This is a genomic window from Peptoclostridium sp., assembly GCF_009881055.1.
Classification (GTDB): domain Bacteria; phylum Bacillota; class Clostridia; order Peptostreptococcales; family Peptostreptococcaceae; genus Peptoclostridium_A.
Genome location: NZ_WXFG01000001.1, coordinates 12,824 through 33,082 on the forward strand (window position 1 = coordinate 12,824; position 20,259 = coordinate 33,082).

Consider the following 20,259-nt stretch of genomic DNA (forward strand, 5'->3'; position numbering starts at 1 on the left):
AAGTTGACGAGGATCGGGATTATCGAATTATCGGCGGATGTCCCGGCGGCTTTTCACGGCCGAAAAAGGTCCAGCAAATAGCCAGAGTGATCTGGCGGACAAAACGGACTGGGTGATGCTGACTTTCTCCTTAAATATATTAACCATAATATCTAAATTTTAAGGAGGAGTTTTTTATGTGTGGAATAGTAGGTTATGTTGGAAGCAAGAAGGCGACGGATGTAATACTCAGCGGGCTTAGCAAGCTTGAGTATAGAGGCTATGACTCAGCAGGCGTTGCCATAAACACAGGATCAGAGCTTGTTATAAGAAAATATGCGGGAAGGCTTTCGGTGCTTGAGCAGGAGCTTGAGAAAGAGCCCGTTGAAGGCAGCCTTGGTATAGGCCATATAAGGTGGGCTACTCACGGCGTGCCAACAGTTGTCAACTCGCACCCCCATACAAACATGAATGACACTATAGCCGTAGTACACAACGGCATAATAGAAAACTACATGCAGCTTAAAGATGATTTAATAGAAAAAGGCTATGTGTTCAAGTCTGAAACAGATACAGAAGTGCTTGCGCATCTGATAGACTACTACTACAAGGGCGACCTTTTTGATGCGGTCCACAAGGTCCTTGGAGTTGTCAGAGGATCATATGCAATAGGTGCAATCATAAAGGATGAGCCAGGAAAGCTTGTCGCTGCAAGGAAGGACAGCCCTCTCATAGTAGGGCTGGGAGATGGAGAAAACTTCATAGCGTCAGACATACCTGCGCTGCTAAACTATACAAGAGACGTGTACCTCATAGCTGATGGCGAGATGGTGGAGCTTACAAAGGAAGGCGTCAAGGTTTACGATTCGGCCAAAAACTTGGTAGCCAAAGAGGTTATGCACGTTGAGTGGGATGTAGAGGCGGCTTCAAAAGGCGGCTACGAGCACTTCATGCTAAAGGAGATACACGAGCAGCCAAAGAGCATAACAGAGACACTCACTAAGAGGCTGGACGACAAAGGCTTTATAAAGCTGGACGACATTCGCCTTACAAGAGAGCAGCTTGAAGACATAAGCAAGATATATATAGTGGCTTGCGGCACAGCATATCATGCAGGCCTTGTGGGAAGATACGCGATTGAAAAGTTCGTCAAGATACCAGTCGAGGTGGACATAGCATCGGAATTCAGATACAGAGATCCTTTTGTTGACGACAAGACTCTGGTTATAATAGTAAGCCAGTCAGGGGAGACTCTAGACACGCTAGCGGCTCTAAAGCACGCAAAGAAGAAGGGCGCGAGGATACTTTCAATAACAAACGTGCTTGGCTCTTCAATTGCAAGGGAGTCTGACGATGTGTTCTACACATGGGCTGGTCCTGAAATAGCAGTTGCCTCTACAAAGGCGTACATTACACAGCTTGTTTCGTTCTACATGATAGCTCTTGATATGGCGTTAAAGCTTGGAAGAATGGACGAGAAGGAATACAAGAGGATAATAGAAGAGATAAAGCTGACATCAGGCAAGGTGCAGCAGATAATAGAGCAGGATTCAAAGCTGGAAGAGATAGCAAAGGCAATAATGGACAAGCAGCACGGATTTTTCCTTGGAAGAGGTCTTGACTACAATACTGCAATGGAAGGCTCGCTAAAGATGAAAGAGGTTTCCTACATGCATACTGAGGCTTTCGCGGGAGGCGAACTCAAGCACGGCTCAATAGCGCTTATAGAGGAGGGAACTCCTGTAATAGGGATAGCAAGCCAGGAGAATCTGTTCGAAAAGATAGTATCCAACATGAAGGAAGTAAAGGCAAGAGGAGCGTTCGTAGTGGCAATAGTTCAGGAAGGCAACACAGAGGTTGAAAAGGTTGCTGACATGACATTCTACATCCCTAAGGTGGACAGCTTGCTTGCAAGCATACTCACAGTAGTGCCGCTTCAGCTTATAGCATACCATGTGTCAGTGCTAAGAGGCTGCGATGTAGATAAGCCAAGGAACTTGGCCAAATCAGTTACAGTTGAATAATTTAAATCCCAAGAACCAGGCATATTCGCCTGGTTCTTTTTTGTTTTCAGGCGAAAATGGGTATAGGTGTATTGTTGAAGTTGCATAATATACTGCAGCATGTAAGTTTTCGACTAGCTTATGAAATAATGTGGATATGGAGGGAGAGGCATATGGAGACTATGAAAAGAAATCTAGGGCCTGTAATCGGGCTCTATCCAACACCCGTGACAGTTGTTGGCACTGAAAGCGGAGGCAGGGCCAACTGGATGGTAATTGCACACATAGGACTCATAGGGCGCGACAGCATAATGCTCAGCGTCAGAAAGACACACTATTCCAACGAAGCTATAATGGAGAACAAGGCGGCATCCGTAAATCTCATAAGGAGTGACATGATAAAGGCGGCTGATTATGCAGGTATGGTTTCGGGAAAAGATGAGGACAAGTCGGATATTTTCGAATATTATCATGGGACACTAAAGGGCGCGCCGCTTATAAACAACTCTCCTCTTTCAATGGAGTGTGAGGTAATCGACATATACGACACAGATACTCACAGCAATTATGTTCTCAGGGTGGTCAACACTTATGCCGATGAGGATGTGCTTGACGAGGCGGGAAACATAGATTATGAGAAGGTGGCTCCGGTGCTTTTTGAAATGCCGCAGGGAACTTACATGTCGTCAGGCAGAAGCATAGGCAAATGCTGGGATGAGGGCAAGGGATACGAGATTAAAAACAGATAGCAGATAAAGCGAAATGTCCAGAAAATAGGCGATTTATTTTCCGGGCATTTTTGATTTTATTCATTATTTGCAAGCATTTCATCCGGGAATGTACTATAATATGAGATGATGGAGGTGGTTGTGCCAAATGTTTTCGAATAGTACAATGACAATTGTCATGCTTAGCATATACGCTTTGCTGACACTGAATGCGGCGATTTTCTTCGCTACAATAGCCTTGGCCATTAAAGACAAGTTTGCCAGGAAAAAGTATGAGCATGCATGTGCAAGACTAAAAGCCCATTTAGAGGCGTACATAGAAGATGAGGGCCGCGCTGAAGAGCTCATATGTCAAATGGACGGAGTTCACAGCAGACGCGTAGTGCTGGATATGCTGCTTGAGCATGCACGAAATTCAAATAGCTCACAAAGCGACAAGTTTGAAAGGCTAGGGTATGTTGATGCCGCTATAGACCATGCAAAAAAAAGCCTGAATTTTGACATCATAAAGCAAATATGCATAATGAAATCTCCAAAGGCATTCGATGTGCTTATGGAAGGTTCGAACTCCGAAGATTTTGAGCTGAAATACATGTGCTATTATGCACTGTCGCTTATTCCGCTTTCGCAGGCACAGACGGACATGTTTGTCCAAAAGCTTGTGGCTTCAAGCATATTAAGGGACAGGATAATTGAGATGATAGACAATCTTGACCTGGACATGGAGAGGTATTTGAATCTGCTGGAGATGCAATCCTCCGAAATCGGCAAGACTGTTTTCATAAGAGTTCTGAAAGGCAAGCAGGGGATGGAGAATGAGTCAAATTCAGACAGGCTCCTTAAATATCTAGGCGATACGAAAGAAGTCAGGCTTGCTGCCGTACTTGCACTTGCGGCTACGGGAAGTGCCAAATATTTCGACAATCTTATGGAACTGTACAGGAGAGAAGGCGAATGGGAGGTGAGAGCAGCCATTGCCAAATCCATGCACGACTTTTCAAGATGCGGAGCAGATGTCGTTGAGGCGCTGAAGGTTATGACTTACGACGAGGCATGGTGGGTCAGATACAATGCAGTCGATGTGCTTGCAAAGCTTGGAGTCGATGGCATAAGTGCTCTTGTGGACATATCTCTGAGCAAGCGCGATGCTGCTGTATCGGCTCTGGCGTACGGAGCTCTCAATTCAAACCAGGCAGTTTATTATACTGTAAAGGAATACGGGGTGGTAAGCGATGACTGATGCGATTAAAGCTTTAATAGACGGCTTTAGCAGTTTGATATTCGCCTATTTCATAATAGTCAATCTGTTCTATATGATATTAATTGCGATATCATGGGACCGACTCATGGAATTTATAAGGATTGTAAATTCCGACATAACTCTAACGAGCAGCTACACAAAGCCAATATCCATAATAGTTCCGGCATACAACGAGCAGGAGACAATAATTGACAATATCAAATCATTGCTTGAGCTTGATTACCCACTGCTGGAGGTCATAGTAGTCAATGACGGCTCCTGCGATGAAACGCTGAGCAGGATGCTCTCACATTTCAAGCTCAGGAAGATAGATTTGGAGCTCAACATGCAGATATACTGCAATGAGATAAGAGGTGTCTACTCGTCATTTGAAATGCCTAATCTAGTGGTTGTGGACAAGGTGAACGGCGGCAAGGCGGATGCGCTGAATGCAGGAATAAACGTGTCTAAATATCCGCTTGTGTGCGCCATAGATGCCGATTGTGTAATAGAAAAAGACGCGCTGCTGAGGATAGTTAAGCCTTTCCTCAAATATGACGAGACAATAGCTGTCGGAGGAATAGTCAGGATTGCAAACGGCTGCGAGATAAGGGAGGGGAAGCTTATCAGGGCGAAAATCCCCAAAAGATCGATAGAAATATTCCAGATAGTAGAATATTTCAGGGCATTCCTTACAAGTCGCGTTGGGTGGGAGGCGATGAACGCGCTTCTCATAATATCAGGGGCTTTCGGGCTTTTCAAAAAATCGGCGGTGGTGGCTGTAGGCGGCTATCAAAAGACAATAGGTGAGGACATGGAACTCACTCTCAGGATGCATGAGCACTACAGAAAAAACGACATACCCTACAAGATCGAATTTGCATCTGATGCCGTATGCTGGACCCAGGCTCCTGATACGCTCAAGGGACTCAAGAGTCAGCGGATAAGATGGCACAGGGGTCTTGCAGACGGTTTGCTCAAACACAAGAAGATGCTCTTTAATCTGGACTACGGCAAGGTGGGGATGCTTTCGATGCCTTACTTCTTTTTTGTCGAGCTTCTTGGACCTGTCATTGAAGCACTGGGCTATATAATGCTTGTCATATCGCTTTACATGGGATTTTTGTCAGAAAAATTCATATACATATTTCTTATGGCGTTCCTCTTCGGGATTTTATTTTCTTTTTCAGCCATATTCTTTGAACAGATATCATACAAGAGGTACAATGGAGTAAGAGAGATTCTAATGCTGTTTGCATTCAGCCTGCTTGAGCAGTTTATATACAGACAACTCACGGTATGGTGGAGAGTAAAGGCATTCTGGAATTACAGAAAAGGTAGAAAGCAGTGGGGTACAATACAGAGAAAATCATTTGAACAGGGGTGATGAGATGAATCTTTATGAATGGTTGCAGACTGCTATAGGCAATGAAGAGGGTGCCGCAGAGGTATATGAGAGGATAGCTCAAAAAAGCGCCCCTGACATAGCGAGCATAGCCAGGGTTTTCAAGGCGGAGGAGCTGAGCCATGCCGAGAGGATATCGGTGATTGTAAACGGCATAAAAGAGTCTGACTTGGCGCTTTCGACTGATATGCCTAATGAGGCGGCTATTAAGACCAAGAATGAGAGGTTAAGCGACGATGAGCTCAATTTCATGAACAGGAAAGAACTTTTCCTATTTGCACTCAAGGGAGAAAAGGAGTCAATAGAGCTCTACAGCGAGCTGGAAAAGCTTTTTGGTAAGGGTTCAAAAGAGCGGGAACTGTTTGGAAAGCTGGCGGCCGAGGAGAAAAACCACATGTTTTTTGTGCTTCAGCAACTGCATGAGCTATAGAAAAAGGAGAAAATAATATGGTCATGACCAGGTTCAGGCTGGAATGCCGCGACGGAGAGTGTCTAGAGGCTTCAAAATGGCATGATGAGACGGCGGCTCCGATAGGGACGGTTGTAATTGTTCACGGTTTGGGCGAACACTTCGGCAGATTTGAGCATTTAGCTCTTGAGTTTGTAAAAAAGGGATTTTGTGTATATTCATTTGATCAAAGGGGGCATGGTCGGAATTCCGGAAAATACGGCCATGTGCAGGATTATTCCCTGCTGATGGATGATATTGGCAGTATGCTGGAGACTGCGCGATTGGAAAGCGGGGGTATGCCCTGCATATTATACGGTCACAGCCTTGGGGGAAACGAAGTCTTGAATTATCTGCTGGACCATCCGGACTGTGTAAGCGCAGCGATAGTATCGAGTCCCTGGATAAGGCTTTATGTACAGCCTTCAGAGAGGCTTACAAGAATCATTAGAATAATCGAAAGACTAAAGCCTGATTTCACGTTCTCAAACGGCATAAAACTCAAATTGACCACAAACAACAACAAGATAATCATAAAGACGGAAACAGACAAGCTTTTCCACAAAAGAATAAGCGCAAGACTGGCTATACAGGCATTCGAGGCTGGAGAGCGCGCGCTTGAGCATGCAGAGGACATAAGGATACCTGTGCTGCTGATGCATGGAACTGACGACAAGATTACATCCTTCGACGCAAGCAGGGAGCTGAGTATTCGGGCGAATGACAATATACACTTCAAGTCATGGAAGGGCATGTATCACGAACTACACAACGATACAGACTCGGAAACAGTAATCAACTACATGTGTGAATGGGCAATAGGTATATTGGGAAACAGGTAGTCAAAATATTTGCAGCTGAACGTTGTTTGTGCGAGATTTTGGGGTATAAATGAGCTGACTATTCAAATCGAACGGCGGAGAATATGATGCTAAAAAAACTCGAAGTATTTACTGCAAAAATAAACACAGTTAACATAAAAGCATGGGGCAGCGATAAAAAATCAATAAAAAAACTGATGGGTTCCAGAGATTCTGTGAGCCCTATTTTTGATGCTGCAAAGATTGCGCTTATTTATGGAGTTTTGGGCGGACTATGGATTTCCTTCTCAGACAGGATTCTGTCTTCAGCAATTGAAGATACTCAAAAATATGCCATGATGCAGACCTACAAGGGTTGGATTTTTGTTGGCATAACTATGGTAATTCTTTTCCTGCTGATTGGAAAGAGGATGTGCCTTTTCAAATATGCACTGGACATGGCAGCCGAAGAAAACATGAAGCTGGCCGAAACAAACAAAAAACTTGGAAATGCGGAAGAAGAGCTTAGGGTGAAGATGGAAAAGCTCCGAACAAAAAGGCAGGCTCTTGTAGAGATTATTGATATGTATCGCAAGGAGAGGCAGCTGGCGGACAACATAATCAACAATGTCGCTGTGCTTGTGGCAATCTGGGATAAGAATGGAAGGGTAAAGCGTATCAATCCATACGCTGAAAAGCTGCTGGGCTATACGCAGGATGAGATTGCAGGCAGGAATTGGGTCGACGTAGTGGTTTCAAGCGAAGACCAGGAGTTTATGAGGGGAGTTTTTGAAAAGGTAAGGAGCGGGCAAACTCTCAAAAATCACGAGAGCCGCATTATGGACAGAAACGGAAATTACGTGGATATTCTGTGGAACAGCAGCGTACTTCACAACAATGATGGAGCACCGACCGAGATAATTTCTCTTGGAACAGATATTACACAGAGAAAGGCCCTCGAAAAAAAACTGCATTCGCTTGCCTACTACGACGAGCTCACAGGACTCTCAAACAGGGTAATGTTTGAAAACTACATGAGAGACCTGCTTGAGATAAATGGGGATTCCAAGGAAAGCTTTGCACTTGTGTACATGGATACAGACAATTTCAAGCATATAAATGATACATACGGTCATTTTGCTGGAGACATACTCCTAAAGCACATAGCGGGCGTGCTGAAGGAGCAGGTAGTATCCCCCGACCGGGCGGTACGCCTTGGCGGAGATGAGTTTGCAATAATTTTAACTGGAATATCAAGCAAGGTTCAGATACAGGCCAAGCTGGACTCGCTTGTCAGCAGCCTTAGAAAACCCTGGATAATAGGCGAGCACGAGTTCCTTATATCTTTTAGCATGGGTATTGCCGTATACCCCGAGCATGGAGAGGATATGACGACCCTGCTTAAAAATGCGGATACGGCGATGTTCAGCGTAAAGGAAAAGGGCAAGGACAGCTATGCCTTCTATTCGCAGCAGATGCAGGAAAAGAATCTAAAGCACATAGACATGATAAATCAGCTCAGGCGTGCGATTGAAAACGAGGAATTCCTGCTGCACTATCAGCCGAAAATACATCTGGAAAGCGGCAGAATTATAGGGGCTGAGGCCCTAATAAGATGGCTTCATCCCGAAAAAGGCTTCATACCGCCGAACGAATTTATACCTCTAGCAGAGCAAACCGGCCAGATAAAAGAGATTGGAGCCTGGGTGCTAAAAAATGCATTGGAGCAGAAAAAAGTTTGGAATAAAATGGGGTATGAAAACTTGAAGCTGTCGATAAATCTTTCTGGCAGGCAGCTTTCCGAGGAGAGTATGGCGGAGGATATAGGGGAGCTGCTCAAGGGCATTGATATGGACTGCAATGGAGTGGAGCTCGAGATTACGGAAACAGCTGTAATGACGGACCTGGAAGCGGCCGTTGAAACTCTGGGCAAGCTCAGGGAGCTTGGATTCAGGATTGCGCTTGATGATTTCGGAACAGGCTATTCCTCGCTTACCTACCTCAAGAAGCTACCGATGGACACTGTAAAGATGGACAGGAGATTCATCAAAAACATTGAAAGTGACGATGCAGACAAGGCTATAATAGAGGCTGTAATTCAAATGGCCAATTCGCTTAAGAAACATGTGGTGGCCGAGGGCATTGAAACAATATCGCAGCTTGAATTCCTAAGAAAAGTAGGCTGCGGATTTGGACAAGGCTTCCTTTTCAGCAAGCCTGTGACAGCTCGGGAGTTTGAAGGAATGATGCTCAGAGTTGAAGAAAATATGAAACTCGTCAATATGTAACATTAGTTACATGAATTGATGTCTTCTCCTGATATACTCGTAGTATAGCAAATCAGAGAAAATAAATATCAAATATACAGGAGGGATTTATAATGAGTCAGCATTTCATAAAAAACATGGATTTTTCAAAGGTAATCGAAATGAAATCTTTGGTTGAATACCAGGAGGGACAGGTTGTAAGCAGGACTCTCGCGCAGGGCAAGCCGCTCAGCCTTACACTTTTTGCATTCGACAAGGGTGAAGAGATAAGCTCACATTCGTCGGGTGGAGATGCGCTTGTCTACATTCTCGATGGTCAGGCAGAAATAACAGTGGGTGACGAGGTATTCAGCCTCAAGGAAGGCGAAACAATAGTAATGCCAGCCGGTATACCACACGCGCTGCTGGCTCAGGAAAAATTCAAGATGCTGCTTGTAGTCGTGTTCAGCCTTTAAGCCAAGCTTAACATACGCCTAAAGGCAATTTAGAGCTGCTTCATTTTATTGAGGCGGCTTTTTATTTGAGAATTTGCTGGTGAATTTCAAAAAAAATGCTATAGATTATGAAATATTGAGGATTAGTAGTATAATTATTACATTGAAAAATAATTTTCCATATAATATATTTCCATATGAATGAAAGGGATGAGATTCAGATGAAAGCTTACGAAAAGATAAGCCGCATAAGAGAGCAGATGAAAAAAAGGGGATTGGACGCATACATAATCCCAAGCTCCGATCCTCATGCCAGCGAATATGTGGCTCCAAGATGGAGGTCAAGGGCATGGGCATCAGGATTTACCGGATCGGCCGGAACGCTCGTTGTAACAGCAGGTGAGAGCGGATTATGGACTGACGGAAGATATTTCATACAGGCGGAAAAGGAGCTTGAAGGAAGCGGCATTAAACTTTTCAGGATGAGGCAGCCGGGGGTGCCATCCTACGAGGGCTGGCTCTTTGAAAAGCTGGGTGAAGGCATGTGCGTAGGATTTGACGGCAGCGTTATATCAGCTCTGGAGGCAGGGTCGCTAGAAAAGTCATTTTCAAAAAAAGGCATCAGGATAAGTGGAGAATACGACATAATAGAGCAGCTTTGGAAGGACAGGCCACAGGCGCCTTCAGGCAAGGTTTATGTCCATGAACTCAAGTATGCTGGCAAAAGCAGCCTTCAAAAACAGGAACTAGTCAGGGAAAGGCTCAGAGAGGAAGGGGCCAAGTACTACATAATAAGCACGCTCGACGATATTGCATGGCTGTTCAATCTCAGAGGGTCGGACGTGAAAAACAACCCTGTTTTCATGGCCTATGCAATCGTATCACTAAATGAAAGCTTGATATTTGTCGACAGAAAGAAGCTCACCAAAGAGGCCAGGGAAAGCCTTGAGAAAAGCGGCGTTCAAATAAAGCCTTATAATGCGGTAGGGAAGGCCATCAAAAGATTTGAAAAAAAATCGAGCGTATACCTGGATCCGTCAAAGCTCAGCTACAGCCTTTCTAGACTCATTCACAAAAGCTGCACCAGGATTGAAAAGGCAGACATAGTTGAAAGGCTAAAGGCCGTGAAGAACAAAACCGAGATAGAAAATATCAGAGTATGCCAGGTAAGAGATGGAATAGCCATGGCAAGATTCCTGTGCTGGCTCGACAAGAATATTGGAAAAATCTACATCGACGAGATGTCTGCCGCCAATATGCTAGAAAGCCTCAGGAGAGAGCAGCCGGGCTATGCGGGGCCAAGCTTCGACACTATATGCGCATATATGGCCAATGCCGCGATGATGCACTACAGCGCATCTGATGAGAGCTGCAGCAAGCTTGAACCTAAGGGATTTTTGCTTGTCGATTCGGGAGGGCAGTATCCAGACGGCACTACTGACATAACAAGGACAATAGTGCTCGGCGGGCTCACGAAAGAGCAAAAGAGGGATTTTACTCTTGTGCTCAAGGGACACATTGCGCTTGCCAGGCTGAAATTCCTGCATGGGGCGACAGGAACGAACCTTGACATCATAGCAAGACAACCTATGTGGAATGAAGGCATAGACTACAAGTGCGGAACGGGGCACGGGCTTGGCTACTTTCTGAGCGTGCACGAGGGGCCGCAAAGGATCAGCCAGAATCCAAATTCTACAGTGCTTGAAGAGGGCATGCTGCTGACAAATGAGCCCGGCATATACAGAGAGGGCGAGCATGGCATAAGGATTGAAAACACACTGCTCGTAAAAAAGGCGCAGCATACGGAGTTCGGGCAATTCATGGATTTTGAGACAATATCCTACTGCCCCATCGACATAAGGGGAGTAGAGACTTCCATGCTTGACGAGGGAGAGAGGAACTGGCTCAACTACTACCATGGCAGGGTATGTAAATATATAGCGCCGCATTTAAGCGAGGAAGAAAGAAGCTGGCTTCAGGATATGACAAGGAGCATATAGCCGCGAAAGGAACATATTATGATTAGCGCATTTGAAAGCATAGGGAGCATATTCATAATAATAGCAATCGGGTATGGTCTCATTAAATACAAGCTGCTGCCCGAGAATGCATCAGGAGTATTAAACAGGATTGTATTTGACGTTTCCATACCAATGCTAATGGTTACGAGCGTATATGAAAAGTTCACACGCGAGATGATTATAGACTCGCTCGGCGGTGTGCTGACAAGCATAATTTCGGTTGCGGCGTGCTATGCTCTTGCAAGGGTCATATTCGGATTCTTGGATAAAGGAGAAGGCGGAAGCAGCGTTTTTGCTGTGCTGTTTTCATTTTCGAATACAATATTCATGGGACTGCCTATATGTGTTGCAATACTAGGGCAGGAGGCTGCAACGTATGCGCTCATTTACTATTTTGCCAACACAACTTTGTTTTGGACAATGGGGCTTTATTTCATAAAGAAAGAGGCGAAAGCCAGCGTGGGCGGGTATTCGTTCTTTGGAGGACTTGCGAATCTGTTTTCAGCTCCGTTTATAGGCTTCATGGCAGGCCTGGTGCTTGTATTTGCGGATGCGAGACTGCCTGAATTCATATTCAGCACACTAAAGAGCGTTGGCGGCATGGCTACGCCAATGTCGCTTATAATAATAGGAATGATGATAAGCCGCGTGGAGTTTTCAAAGGGGCTAATAGACAGCAAAAGTGTAATAGCGCTCTCGGGCAAATTTATTGTGCTTCCACTTCTGACAGCGCTGCTTTTGAATTACAGCAGCGTGCCGCTTCTTATGAAGAAGACATTCATACTGCAAGCCGCAATGCCGATAATGGCTCAAAGCGCAATAACTGCAAAGAAATTCGGATTGCAGGAGGAGAAGGCTTCATTCCTGGTTGGAATGAGCACAGTGCTTAGCATATTCGTAATACCGGTTTATGTGGTTTTGATACAGCTTTTTTACGTATAATTATTTTTGTTTGACACTTGCAATTGTAATAGGTACAATTAATTTTACAGGAAACCTCAAAAAAAATGAATAATTATTTATTTTTATATCGAAATTATGAATGAGATAATTAATTTTGGGTAGACATACCTTTGTGGGTTTTCGGAACAATATACGCAGGAGGAGATTAACATGTCAGGCAGAAACGTCCAAGAAAAAAAGGCAGATGAGAAAAAGAAATTTTCGCTCAACAGACACGATATCAGAACGAGGCTAATAGTGCTCATTATGATTTCAATAATAACGCCGCTGGCGGTGTTCGGTTTCTTTTCGTACAAGAAATCATACGAGCTGCTTGAAAACAAGCTCCTTGTGACATCCCAGCAGACGATTGACGCAACTCAGTATTATGTAAATCAGTTTATAAATGCAATGGAAAGCCAGCTTTTGGCTATTGGCGACAACAAAAACATAAAATCTGCGTTATCATCTGATCTTGCAGTAGAAGGCAATGCCAGGGAAGTGCTCGATGCTACGCAAAAGAGCAATCCTGACGCGCTCGGAGTATACATTGGGCTTGCAGACGGCAGGACCTACCTGTATCCGCAGCAAGAGCTCCCTGATGGATACGATCCAAGGGAGAGGCAGTGGTACAAGGCTGCGCTTGAGAATTCAGGAGAGGTTGTAGTCTCGGAGCCATACATAGATGCATTTACACAGAAGATGGTAATAACAATTTCAAAGACGGTTAGTGACGCTGCAGGTAATCTTACGGGCGTAGTAGCCATGGACATAGACACTTCGAGCATAGCGGCGAAGGTTGCAAAGCTGTCGATAGGCAAGAACGGCTATGTGTCGCTTGTGTCGAATGACGGAATTACAATAGTTCATCCGGATGAGTCTATAATAGGAACAGAAAAGGTTAAAGAGCTCGGCTTCTGGCAGGCTGTAAGTTCGAGCGAAAAAGGCACTCAAAAATATGAGTACGAAGGCAAACAAAGATTCATGGCTTTCTCTACGGACGCTGACACAGGCTGGAAGATTATAGCGTCGATGGACGTGGACGAACTGCTTGCCGACACTAATGTGATCAAAAAATTTGCTGTAGGAGCTGTCATATTCGGTCTTGTTGCTGCAGTTGCAATAGCGCTGCTTATTGCAAATAATGTAGCTAAGCCTCTGGCAGAAGGCGTTGCGTATCTTAGAAGGATGGCAGACGGTGATTTTACATCTGAAATATCAAGAGAAAGCCTGGAAAGACAAGACGAGCTGGGCGAGATTGCAAAGGCTATAGACAAGCTTCAGGAGGATCTCAAGTCGCTCCTTGGAAATATAATTCAATCGACATACACAGTTGGTGATTCTGCAGCTGCGCTTGCGGATATTTCAAATCAGTCAACTCGTGCCGCAGAGGAAGTGGCAAGGACTGTTGAAGAGATTTCAAGAGGAGCGGAGGAGCAGGCCGGCGATACAGAGCGGGGATCTACAAAGATGCTCCACATTTCGCACATGATGGAGGAGATATCGAGCAAGGCTGCTGAAATGACCCAGATTTCGAGATCGACAGGAGAACTTGCTGAAAAGGGTATAGAGATAGTAAAAGACCTTACAGACAAAAATGAGCAAAGCAGCAAGGCTTCAGGTGAGGTTGACAGCATAGTAAACAGGGTGGCAAAGGATGTTGCAGGAATTGGTGCAATACTTGAAACAATAGTGTCGATAGCAGAGCAGACAAATCTGCTTGCCCTGAATGCCAACATAGAAGCTGCAAGAGCAGGTGAGCACGGAAAAGGCTTTGCGGTAGTTGCCGAAGAGGTAAGAAAGCTCTCGGAAGAATCATCCAAGTCAGCTGAAGAGATAAGGGGCATAATACAGCAGATACAGGGCAGCACTGCCGAGGCTATAGTTGCCATGGAAAAAGCAGACAGCGCATCTAAGCAGCAGAGCTCGTCGGTTGGCCAGACTAATGAAGTTTTCGCGACTATTTCGAAGGCTCTTGGAAATCTGGCGGGTTATATAAATGAGATGCAAAAGGACATTGCGGGTATGAACGTACAAAAGGAAGAGATGGAAGGCCTTATGCAGAACATAGCTTCTTCTGCGCAGCAGTCTTCTGCAGCCACCGAAGAAGTTTCGGCGGCCATGGAGGAGCAGCTTGCTTCAATGGAGGAGCTTTCCAGCAATGCCCAGAATCTTGAAGCACTTTCAGACGATTTGAAGACACAGGTTCAGCGATTCAGAATATAAGACAATTTGATTGAAAATACTAATAATGAAAAAGGATCAGCCTTAGCGGCTGGTCCTTTTGTTGTTTCATAATACCCTCTCTGCATTTCATAATACCCATACCGTCCATGGGATTAGGCTTGAATGGAATTGGAATGGAACGGATGAGGAGAACTAACTTAATCGGATTAAATTTACATATTTTTCATATAAAAACAGTAAATCAAGGAACGGATATTGATTAAAAAAATCAATTTTACTTCAAACGTCTTACATTATAGAATTTAATATGCAAAACATTGCTGATTAAAATGTTTGAAAGTGGATACCATAAATAAAATTAAGCGGAGGCGGAGAAAATATGAAATTTATTGATTTGACTAAAAAGCTCAAAAAAGCTGCTGTACTCACTCTTGTAGCAACCGTGCTTGTTACTTCTGTTGTGGGATGCGCTCCTAAGGAGAAGGCTGCAACTGAGTCGGCTGAGAAGGTTGACGATTATACTGTCAAGCTTGGCTACTATAACTGCGACCACATGGTGGCAGCCTGTGTTGGTGAAGCCGCGGGAATATACAAGGAGCTTGGACTTAACGTTGAAATAACAGGAAACGGAAAAGTGCCTGAAGCAATGGCTGCAGGACAAATGGACGTTGGCTACATAGGAGCAACGGGACTTTCAGAGGCTTCTACAAAGGGTGCTCCTATAATGATAGCGGCGACTAACCACCTTGGAGGCTCGATGTATCTTGTTGTTGCAAACGACATCAAAAAGCCTGAAGATCTTTACGGACAGCCTGTTGCACTGAGCTCAGACCTTTCAACAGACGAAGCCTGGCTGCTTGCATACGGCCCTCAGACTGGACTCCCTGCTGATTCCAGCAAGTTCCAGTGCCTTGAGTTCGGTTCACAGGCAGACAAGTATCTTGCTTTAAAGACAGGACAGATAAAGGCTTTCACTTGCTGTGACCCTTGGGGCTCTATGGCTGAATTCGAAGGTACAGGCAAGATAATGGGTACATATCTTGAAATGGACGGACAGCTTGGAGTTTGCTGCGTATACGCAATGAACAAGAATTTCCAAAAGGAGCATCCGGAGCTAGCTAAGAAGATGGTTCTGGCGCATACAAAATCAATGGAGTACATATATACACACCCTTTAGAAGCCGCCAAGATATTTGCTGAATACTACAAGGTTCCAGTAGAGGTTGCTGAAATGACAATATACAAAAAGACAGTAGGCGAAGGAAGAACCCTTAGCTGGAAGATGGACGAACAGGCTCATAAGCATGCGCTTGAAGTTTACAAGAAGTTCAACATAATGGAAAATGTTCCGAACTATGACGATATAGCAATGAAGGACATACTCAAGGAATCAGGAGCTGATGACTTTGACCAATTCATAAAGGAGAAGGTAGACCCTGTATTCCCAATGGGAATGAGCTTCGAGGATTGGAAAGCCAAGGCTTTAGAAATAGACCCTCAATAATCGGCATAAGCAGGCTAATAAAATCTTAGAGGTGTCCTTGTGGCACCTCTGGTTTTATGTTGGATTATATGCTTCCACTGATTATCTTCTATGTATTTTCTACGTAAGGAGAGTGACGATATGGAGAACAATAGAGCTGTCGTTTATAACGGTAGTTTCAAATATGCGGAGATAAAAAAACAGAACATAGTCGAAATGCTCTACAAGCTGATTATGGCAGCGCTCCTGTTTGGAATATGGCAGATAGCGGCCATGAGAATAGACAGCCAGCTGCTGTTGCCTTATCCTGCAGTTACAATGAAGGCGCTTCTTGAGTGTGTTACAGATCCAGAGACTGTCAAAAACATATTGATAACTCTTGGCAGGGTAATGAAAGGTTTTGTTTTTGCCATGCTTTTCGGACTTCCGCTCGGATTTCTTATGGGTTTTTCAAAGCTTGCGGACAAGCTACTCGGAGGCTTTATAGACTCTATAAGACAGGTTCCCATAATGGCGTGGGTTCCTCTTACGATTGTATGGTTTGGGATAGGCGATGGGCCGACAATATTCCTTATAGCCTTTTCGGGAATATTCCCTGTAATACTCAACACAATACAGGGGGTAAAAGGCATATCTAAGGACTACTACAATGCGGCCAGGAGCATGGGCGCAGGAAGAATCAGCGTATTTTTCAACATAATACTGCCAGCTTCACTGCCTGACATACTAACTGCTGCAAGGATTGCTATAGGCGCCGGATGGATGAGCGTTATCTGAGCGGAGTTCATTGCTACGAGTGCCGGTCTCGGCTACTCCATGGTTGAAGCGCAAACGAGAATGCAGACTGAAAGGCTGGTTGCGCTGATGTTTTTTGCGGCTATAGTAGGTTTCTTGATAGACAGGGTAATACAGTATCTCAACAAGGCTATCACCAAATGGAGGTATGCTGAATAATGAATCTTGAAATTCGCGACATAAATAAGACTTTCAAAAATGAAAAAACATTCAATCACGTGCTCGAAGACATAAGCCTCACGGTTGAAAAGGGACAGTTCGTATCGCTGCTTGGGCCATCAGGCTGCGGCAAGACGACTCTGCTTACAATTATTGCAGGCTTTCAGCAGGCGGACTCGGGGGATATTCTTGTAGAGGGTAAAAGGGTCACAAAGCCCGGCCCTGACAGAGGCTTTGTATTCCAAAACTACGCACTCTTCCCATGGATGAACGTAAGAGACAACATAATGTTTCCTATGAAGCAGCAGGGCATGAAAAAAGAAGAAAGGGAAAAAAAGCTTGCGGAGTTACTTAAGCTTGCTCACCTTGAAGGCAATGAAAAGCTGTTTCCGCACCAGATATCGGGCGGAATGAAGCAAAGGACTGCTGTGGTTAGGGCGCTTGCATGCCAGCCTGAGCTGCTCCTTATGGACGAGCCGCTAGGGGCAGTGGACTTCCAGATGAGGCAGCTGCTCCAGGAGGAGCTGGAGGACCTGGTGATAAACGCCAAGACAACGGCTGTAATGGTAACTCACGATGTCGAGGAAGCCATATACATGAGCGACAGGGTAATAGTCATGTCGAGAGACAAGGGCAAAATACTCGAGGACATGAGCATAGACATGGAAAGGCCCAGGGACAGAAAGAGCGAACGCTACAATGAATACAAGGAAATGCTAACAGACGCTCTAAAAGAGGCCCTCGCAGGCAAATAGAAAATTCACCAATTAAAAAACTATAAGGGGAGATTTAAATGAAGGTGGCATACGTAATAAGCTCGGACAACTCAAGAAAAATACTTAGGGACATGATAATACCTCAGCTTGAGCAGGGAATACACGGAGCTGAAGTTGTGGGAATGTTTTTTGTATTTGACAACACATTCATGTTGCTAGAGGGCACTGAAATAGGAGAAAGACTGTCGGCGCTTCACGAAAAGACTGGTATGGTGCTGCTGGCATGCGATCAGTGCGCAATTGAAAGGGAAATACAGGACAGACTAGTGCCTGGAGCTGCTATAGGATGTTTCCCTATACTTTATCCGACCCTGGGATCGGCGGGAGCTGAACAAATTATAACGCTATAGGCAAGAGTGCATATGAAAATGGGCGGCTCGAAGGCAAAAAAAAGGAAACTGTTGGGGCAGTTTCCTGAATCGCCCTATAAACTTTTCGTTTATAGAGTTCTCCATAAACAATTATACCTATAAATTTTATAAATGGGAAGTGGTTTTTGCATGGAGAGTTTCAATATCAAAGGCAATGATGCCATAAAGCGGCATGTAAGCGAAATGGAGTTCAAGTATCATAAGGCTGAAAGGCTGCTTATAGACAGTATGGATTCAAGGCTTGAAGCAGACGAGAGAAAAGTGAGAATGCACATTATAAACAGCATGATAGAGAGCGCTGCTCCTTATAACTTCAGATACATTCAGGCAGATGCCCAGGAAAAGCTTGGAATGAGCGAAGAAAATATAAAGGCCGCAATCGGAAGAATAATAGAGAAAAAAGCTGCAGTTGCTGACGAAGAAGAGAACATAAATTTTATATACCCTGTCTCCGGCTTTCCTACAAATCACCAGATAACTCTTGAGGACGGTAGGAGCTTTAGTGCGATGTGCGCAGTGGACGGTATGGGCTGCGCCTTTACTTTCAAACAGAACATAAAGGTCAATTCAAAATGCAGCGAGTGCGGAGCTGACGTGGCTGTGGAGATAAGGGACGGCAAGATAGTAAGCCTTTCGCCTGAAGCGGCGCACGTGCTTCACGTGGATCTCAACAGCAGCCAGAACTGGTCTGGCAGCTGCTGAAATATAATGAACTTCTTCTGTACGAAGGAGCATTATGATTCATGGGTCAAGAGCATGGAGCTTCCGGAAAATGAGATATTCTGCCTTGAGACTAAAGAAGCCATATGGGTTTCCAAGATGCTTTTCAGCTTGGAAGACTAGTCAAATCAACTAATTTATGAGGAGGAAAGCTTTTGAAAGAGTTGCCGGAAATATTCGAAGACTTCAGTGAAGCCAGAAAGGAAGGCTTCTTGAAAATGAAAGACATAAAAGAAAGCGGCAGGAAGGTTGTTGGCATATTCTGCACATACACCCCGAAGGAGATAATAATGGCAGCTGATGCCGTTGCCGTAGGTCTTTGCGGCACGAGCGAGGAACCTATACCTGATGCGGAAAAAGATCTGCCAAGGAACCTGTGTCCACTCATAAAGTCAAGCTACGGCTTTGCTGTGACGGACAAGTGTCCGTACTTTTATTTCTCAGATCTGCTGGTAGGCGAGACTACATGCGACGGCAAAAAGAAGATGTTTGAATTGCTTGGCGATATAAAGCCTGTGCATGTTATGCAACTTCCGCAGACATATGACTGCAGCGAGGCTCTTAAACTTTGGAAAAACGAGATTATAAAGCTGAAGGAAAGGCTTGAGAAGGATCTTGGCGTTGAAATAACTGATGAAAAACTTAAGGCGGCAATAAAGCTCAGAAATCAGGAAAGAAGAGTTCTAAGAGAGTTCTACAATCTGTCGATGGCGTGTCCTCCGCCTATGAGCGGCTATGAAATGCACCAGCTGCTGTATGGTTCTGAGTTCAAGTTCGACAGGCTGGAGTTTATTGAGAACATGAAGGGCATAATCGACAAGATAAGGTCGGACTACGAAGCCGGCAGCAGGCCTATTTCAGACAAGGCCCCAAGGATAATGGTTACAGGCTGCCCAACAGGAGGCGTTGCCGACAAGGTCATAAAGGCCATAGAAGACAGCGGTGGGGTTGTCGTATGCTATGAAAACTGCGGCGGTGCCAAGGAGAAGGAGACGCTTGTGGACGAAAGCAAGGACTGTTACGATGCGCTTGCTGAAAAGTACCTTAACATTGCATGCTCAGTAATGTCTCCGAACCAGGCAAGATACGAGTTGCTGTCGGAGCTGGCAGACAGATTCAAGGTCGATGGAGTCGTGGAAATAGTCCTTCAGGCCTGTCACACATATAACGTCGAATCTTTCCAGGTCAAAAAGCACGTTACCGGAAAGCTGGGACTTCCATATCTGTATCTTGAAACAGATTATTCGAAATCGGATTCTGGCCAGATACTGACTCGTGTTGGGGCGTTCCTTGAGATGATAGACAAATAATAAACGCAACAAGCAGATGAATTATATGTTGAAAAAGAAAAGAGCCTTGAGTACCTCATTCTTATGGAGTCTGTCAATAATTATGTGTATGATTCCTTAAAAAAGATATATTGTTCTATTGGATGCTTGCCTGGAAAGCTTTTAAACATGAGCCTTCCAGGCTTTTTATTACTTAAATTAAATATTTTGCC

The 20,259-nt window shown here is 44.7% G+C and carries 17 protein-coding genes; all 17 read left to right on the plus strand.

The features are described 5' to 3' along the window. Nucleotides 1-176: 176 nt before the first annotated feature. On the plus strand, nt 177-2,003 hold the full coding sequence (gene glmS, locus GT589_RS00110) for a glutamine--fructose-6-phosphate transaminase (isomerizing) (RefSeq protein WP_293394100.1): 1,827 nt from the start codon (nt 177-179) through the stop codon (nt 2,001-2,003). 152 nt (nt 2,004-2,155) lie between these two features. Next, nucleotides 2,156-2,731: a flavin reductase family protein gene (locus GT589_RS00115; RefSeq protein WP_293394103.1), complete on the plus strand. Its 576-nt coding sequence runs from the start codon at nt 2,156-2,158 to the stop codon at nt 2,729-2,731. 145 nt (nt 2,732-2,876) lie between these two features. Then, entirely contained in the window at nt 2,877-3,950 is a 1,074-nt protein-coding gene (locus GT589_RS00120; RefSeq protein WP_293394106.1) for a HEAT repeat domain-containing protein, read from the plus strand. Further along, nucleotides 3,943-5,337 carry a glycosyltransferase family 2 protein gene (locus GT589_RS00125; protein WP_293394109.1) on the plus strand — a complete coding sequence of 465 codons (1,395 nt, stop codon included), beginning with the start codon at nt 3,943-3,945 and terminating at the stop codon, nt 5,335-5,337. Before GT589_RS00120 ends, GT589_RS00125 begins: the two co-directional genes overlap by 8 nt. Before the next feature lie 4 nt (nt 5,338-5,341). Then, complete coding sequence (locus GT589_RS00130; protein WP_293394112.1) at nt 5,342-5,785, plus strand: ferritin family protein; 444 nt, start codon at nt 5,342-5,344, stop codon at nt 5,783-5,785. Nucleotides 5,786-5,802: 17 nt separating this feature from the next. Beyond that, nucleotides 5,803-6,645 carry an alpha/beta hydrolase gene (locus GT589_RS00135; RefSeq protein WP_293394115.1) on the plus strand — a complete coding sequence of 281 codons (843 nt, stop codon included), beginning with the start codon at nt 5,803-5,805 and terminating at the stop codon, nt 6,643-6,645. 83 nt (nt 6,646-6,728) lie between these two features. After that, on the plus strand, nt 6,729-8,891 hold the full coding sequence (locus tag GT589_RS00140) for a putative bifunctional diguanylate cyclase/phosphodiesterase (protein ID WP_293394118.1): 2,163 nt from the start codon (nt 6,729-6,731) through the stop codon (nt 8,889-8,891). Between the two features lie 92 nt (nt 8,892-8,983). After that, complete coding sequence (locus GT589_RS00145) at nt 8,984-9,325, plus strand: cupin domain-containing protein (RefSeq protein WP_293394121.1); 342 nt, start codon at nt 8,984-8,986, stop codon at nt 9,323-9,325. Nucleotides 9,326-9,501: 176 nt separating this feature from the next. Beyond that, the gene (locus GT589_RS00150) at nt 9,502-11,304 is read left to right on the plus strand and encodes an aminopeptidase P family protein (RefSeq protein WP_330582818.1); all 1,803 of its coding nucleotides are present in this window, start codon (nt 9,502-9,504) and stop codon (nt 11,302-11,304) included. Between the two features lie 18 nt (nt 11,305-11,322). Next, on the plus strand, nt 11,323-12,267 hold the full coding sequence (locus GT589_RS00155; RefSeq protein WP_293394124.1) for an AEC family transporter: 945 nt from the start codon (nt 11,323-11,325) through the stop codon (nt 12,265-12,267). A gap of 171 nt (nt 12,268-12,438) precedes the next feature. After that, a complete protein-coding gene (locus tag GT589_RS00160; protein WP_293394127.1) occupies nt 12,439-14,493 on the plus strand; it encodes a methyl-accepting chemotaxis protein in 2,055 nt (684 codons plus the stop codon). A gap of 340 nt (nt 14,494-14,833) precedes the next feature. After that, nucleotides 14,834-15,958 carry an ABC transporter substrate-binding subunit SaoX gene (gene saoX / locus GT589_RS00165; protein WP_293394130.1) on the plus strand — a complete coding sequence of 375 codons (1,125 nt, stop codon included), beginning with the start codon at nt 14,834-14,836 and terminating at the stop codon, nt 15,956-15,958. A gap of 120 nt (nt 15,959-16,078) precedes the next feature. After that, the gene (gene saoP, locus GT589_RS00170) at nt 16,079-16,891 is read left to right on the plus strand and encodes an ABC transporter permease subunit SaoP (protein WP_293394133.1); all 813 of its coding nucleotides are present in this window, start codon (nt 16,079-16,081) and stop codon (nt 16,889-16,891) included. Continuing rightward, on the plus strand, nt 16,891-17,646 hold the full coding sequence (gene saoA, locus GT589_RS00175) for an ABC transporter ATP-binding protein SaoA (RefSeq protein ID WP_293394136.1): 756 nt from the start codon (nt 16,891-16,893) through the stop codon (nt 17,644-17,646). The genes saoP and saoA overlap by 1 nt, the downstream gene beginning before the upstream one ends. A gap of 38 nt (nt 17,647-17,684) precedes the next feature. Beyond that, a complete protein-coding gene (saoD, locus tag GT589_RS00180; RefSeq protein ID WP_293394139.1) occupies nt 17,685-18,017 on the plus strand; it encodes a DsrE-related protein SaoD in 333 nt (110 codons plus the stop codon). Nucleotides 18,018-18,221: 204 nt separating this feature from the next. Continuing rightward, nucleotides 18,222-18,881 (plus strand): MerB-like organometallic lyase SaoL, encoded by a 660-nt coding sequence (gene saoL / locus GT589_RS00185; protein ID WP_293394150.1) that lies wholly within the window; start codon nt 18,222-18,224, stop codon nt 18,879-18,881. Between the two features lie 32 nt (nt 18,882-18,913). Next, a complete protein-coding gene (locus GT589_RS00190; protein WP_293394141.1) occupies nt 18,914-20,068 on the plus strand; it encodes a double-cubane-cluster-containing anaerobic reductase in 1,155 nt (384 codons plus the stop codon). Nucleotides 20,069-20,259: the final 191 nt, after the last annotated feature.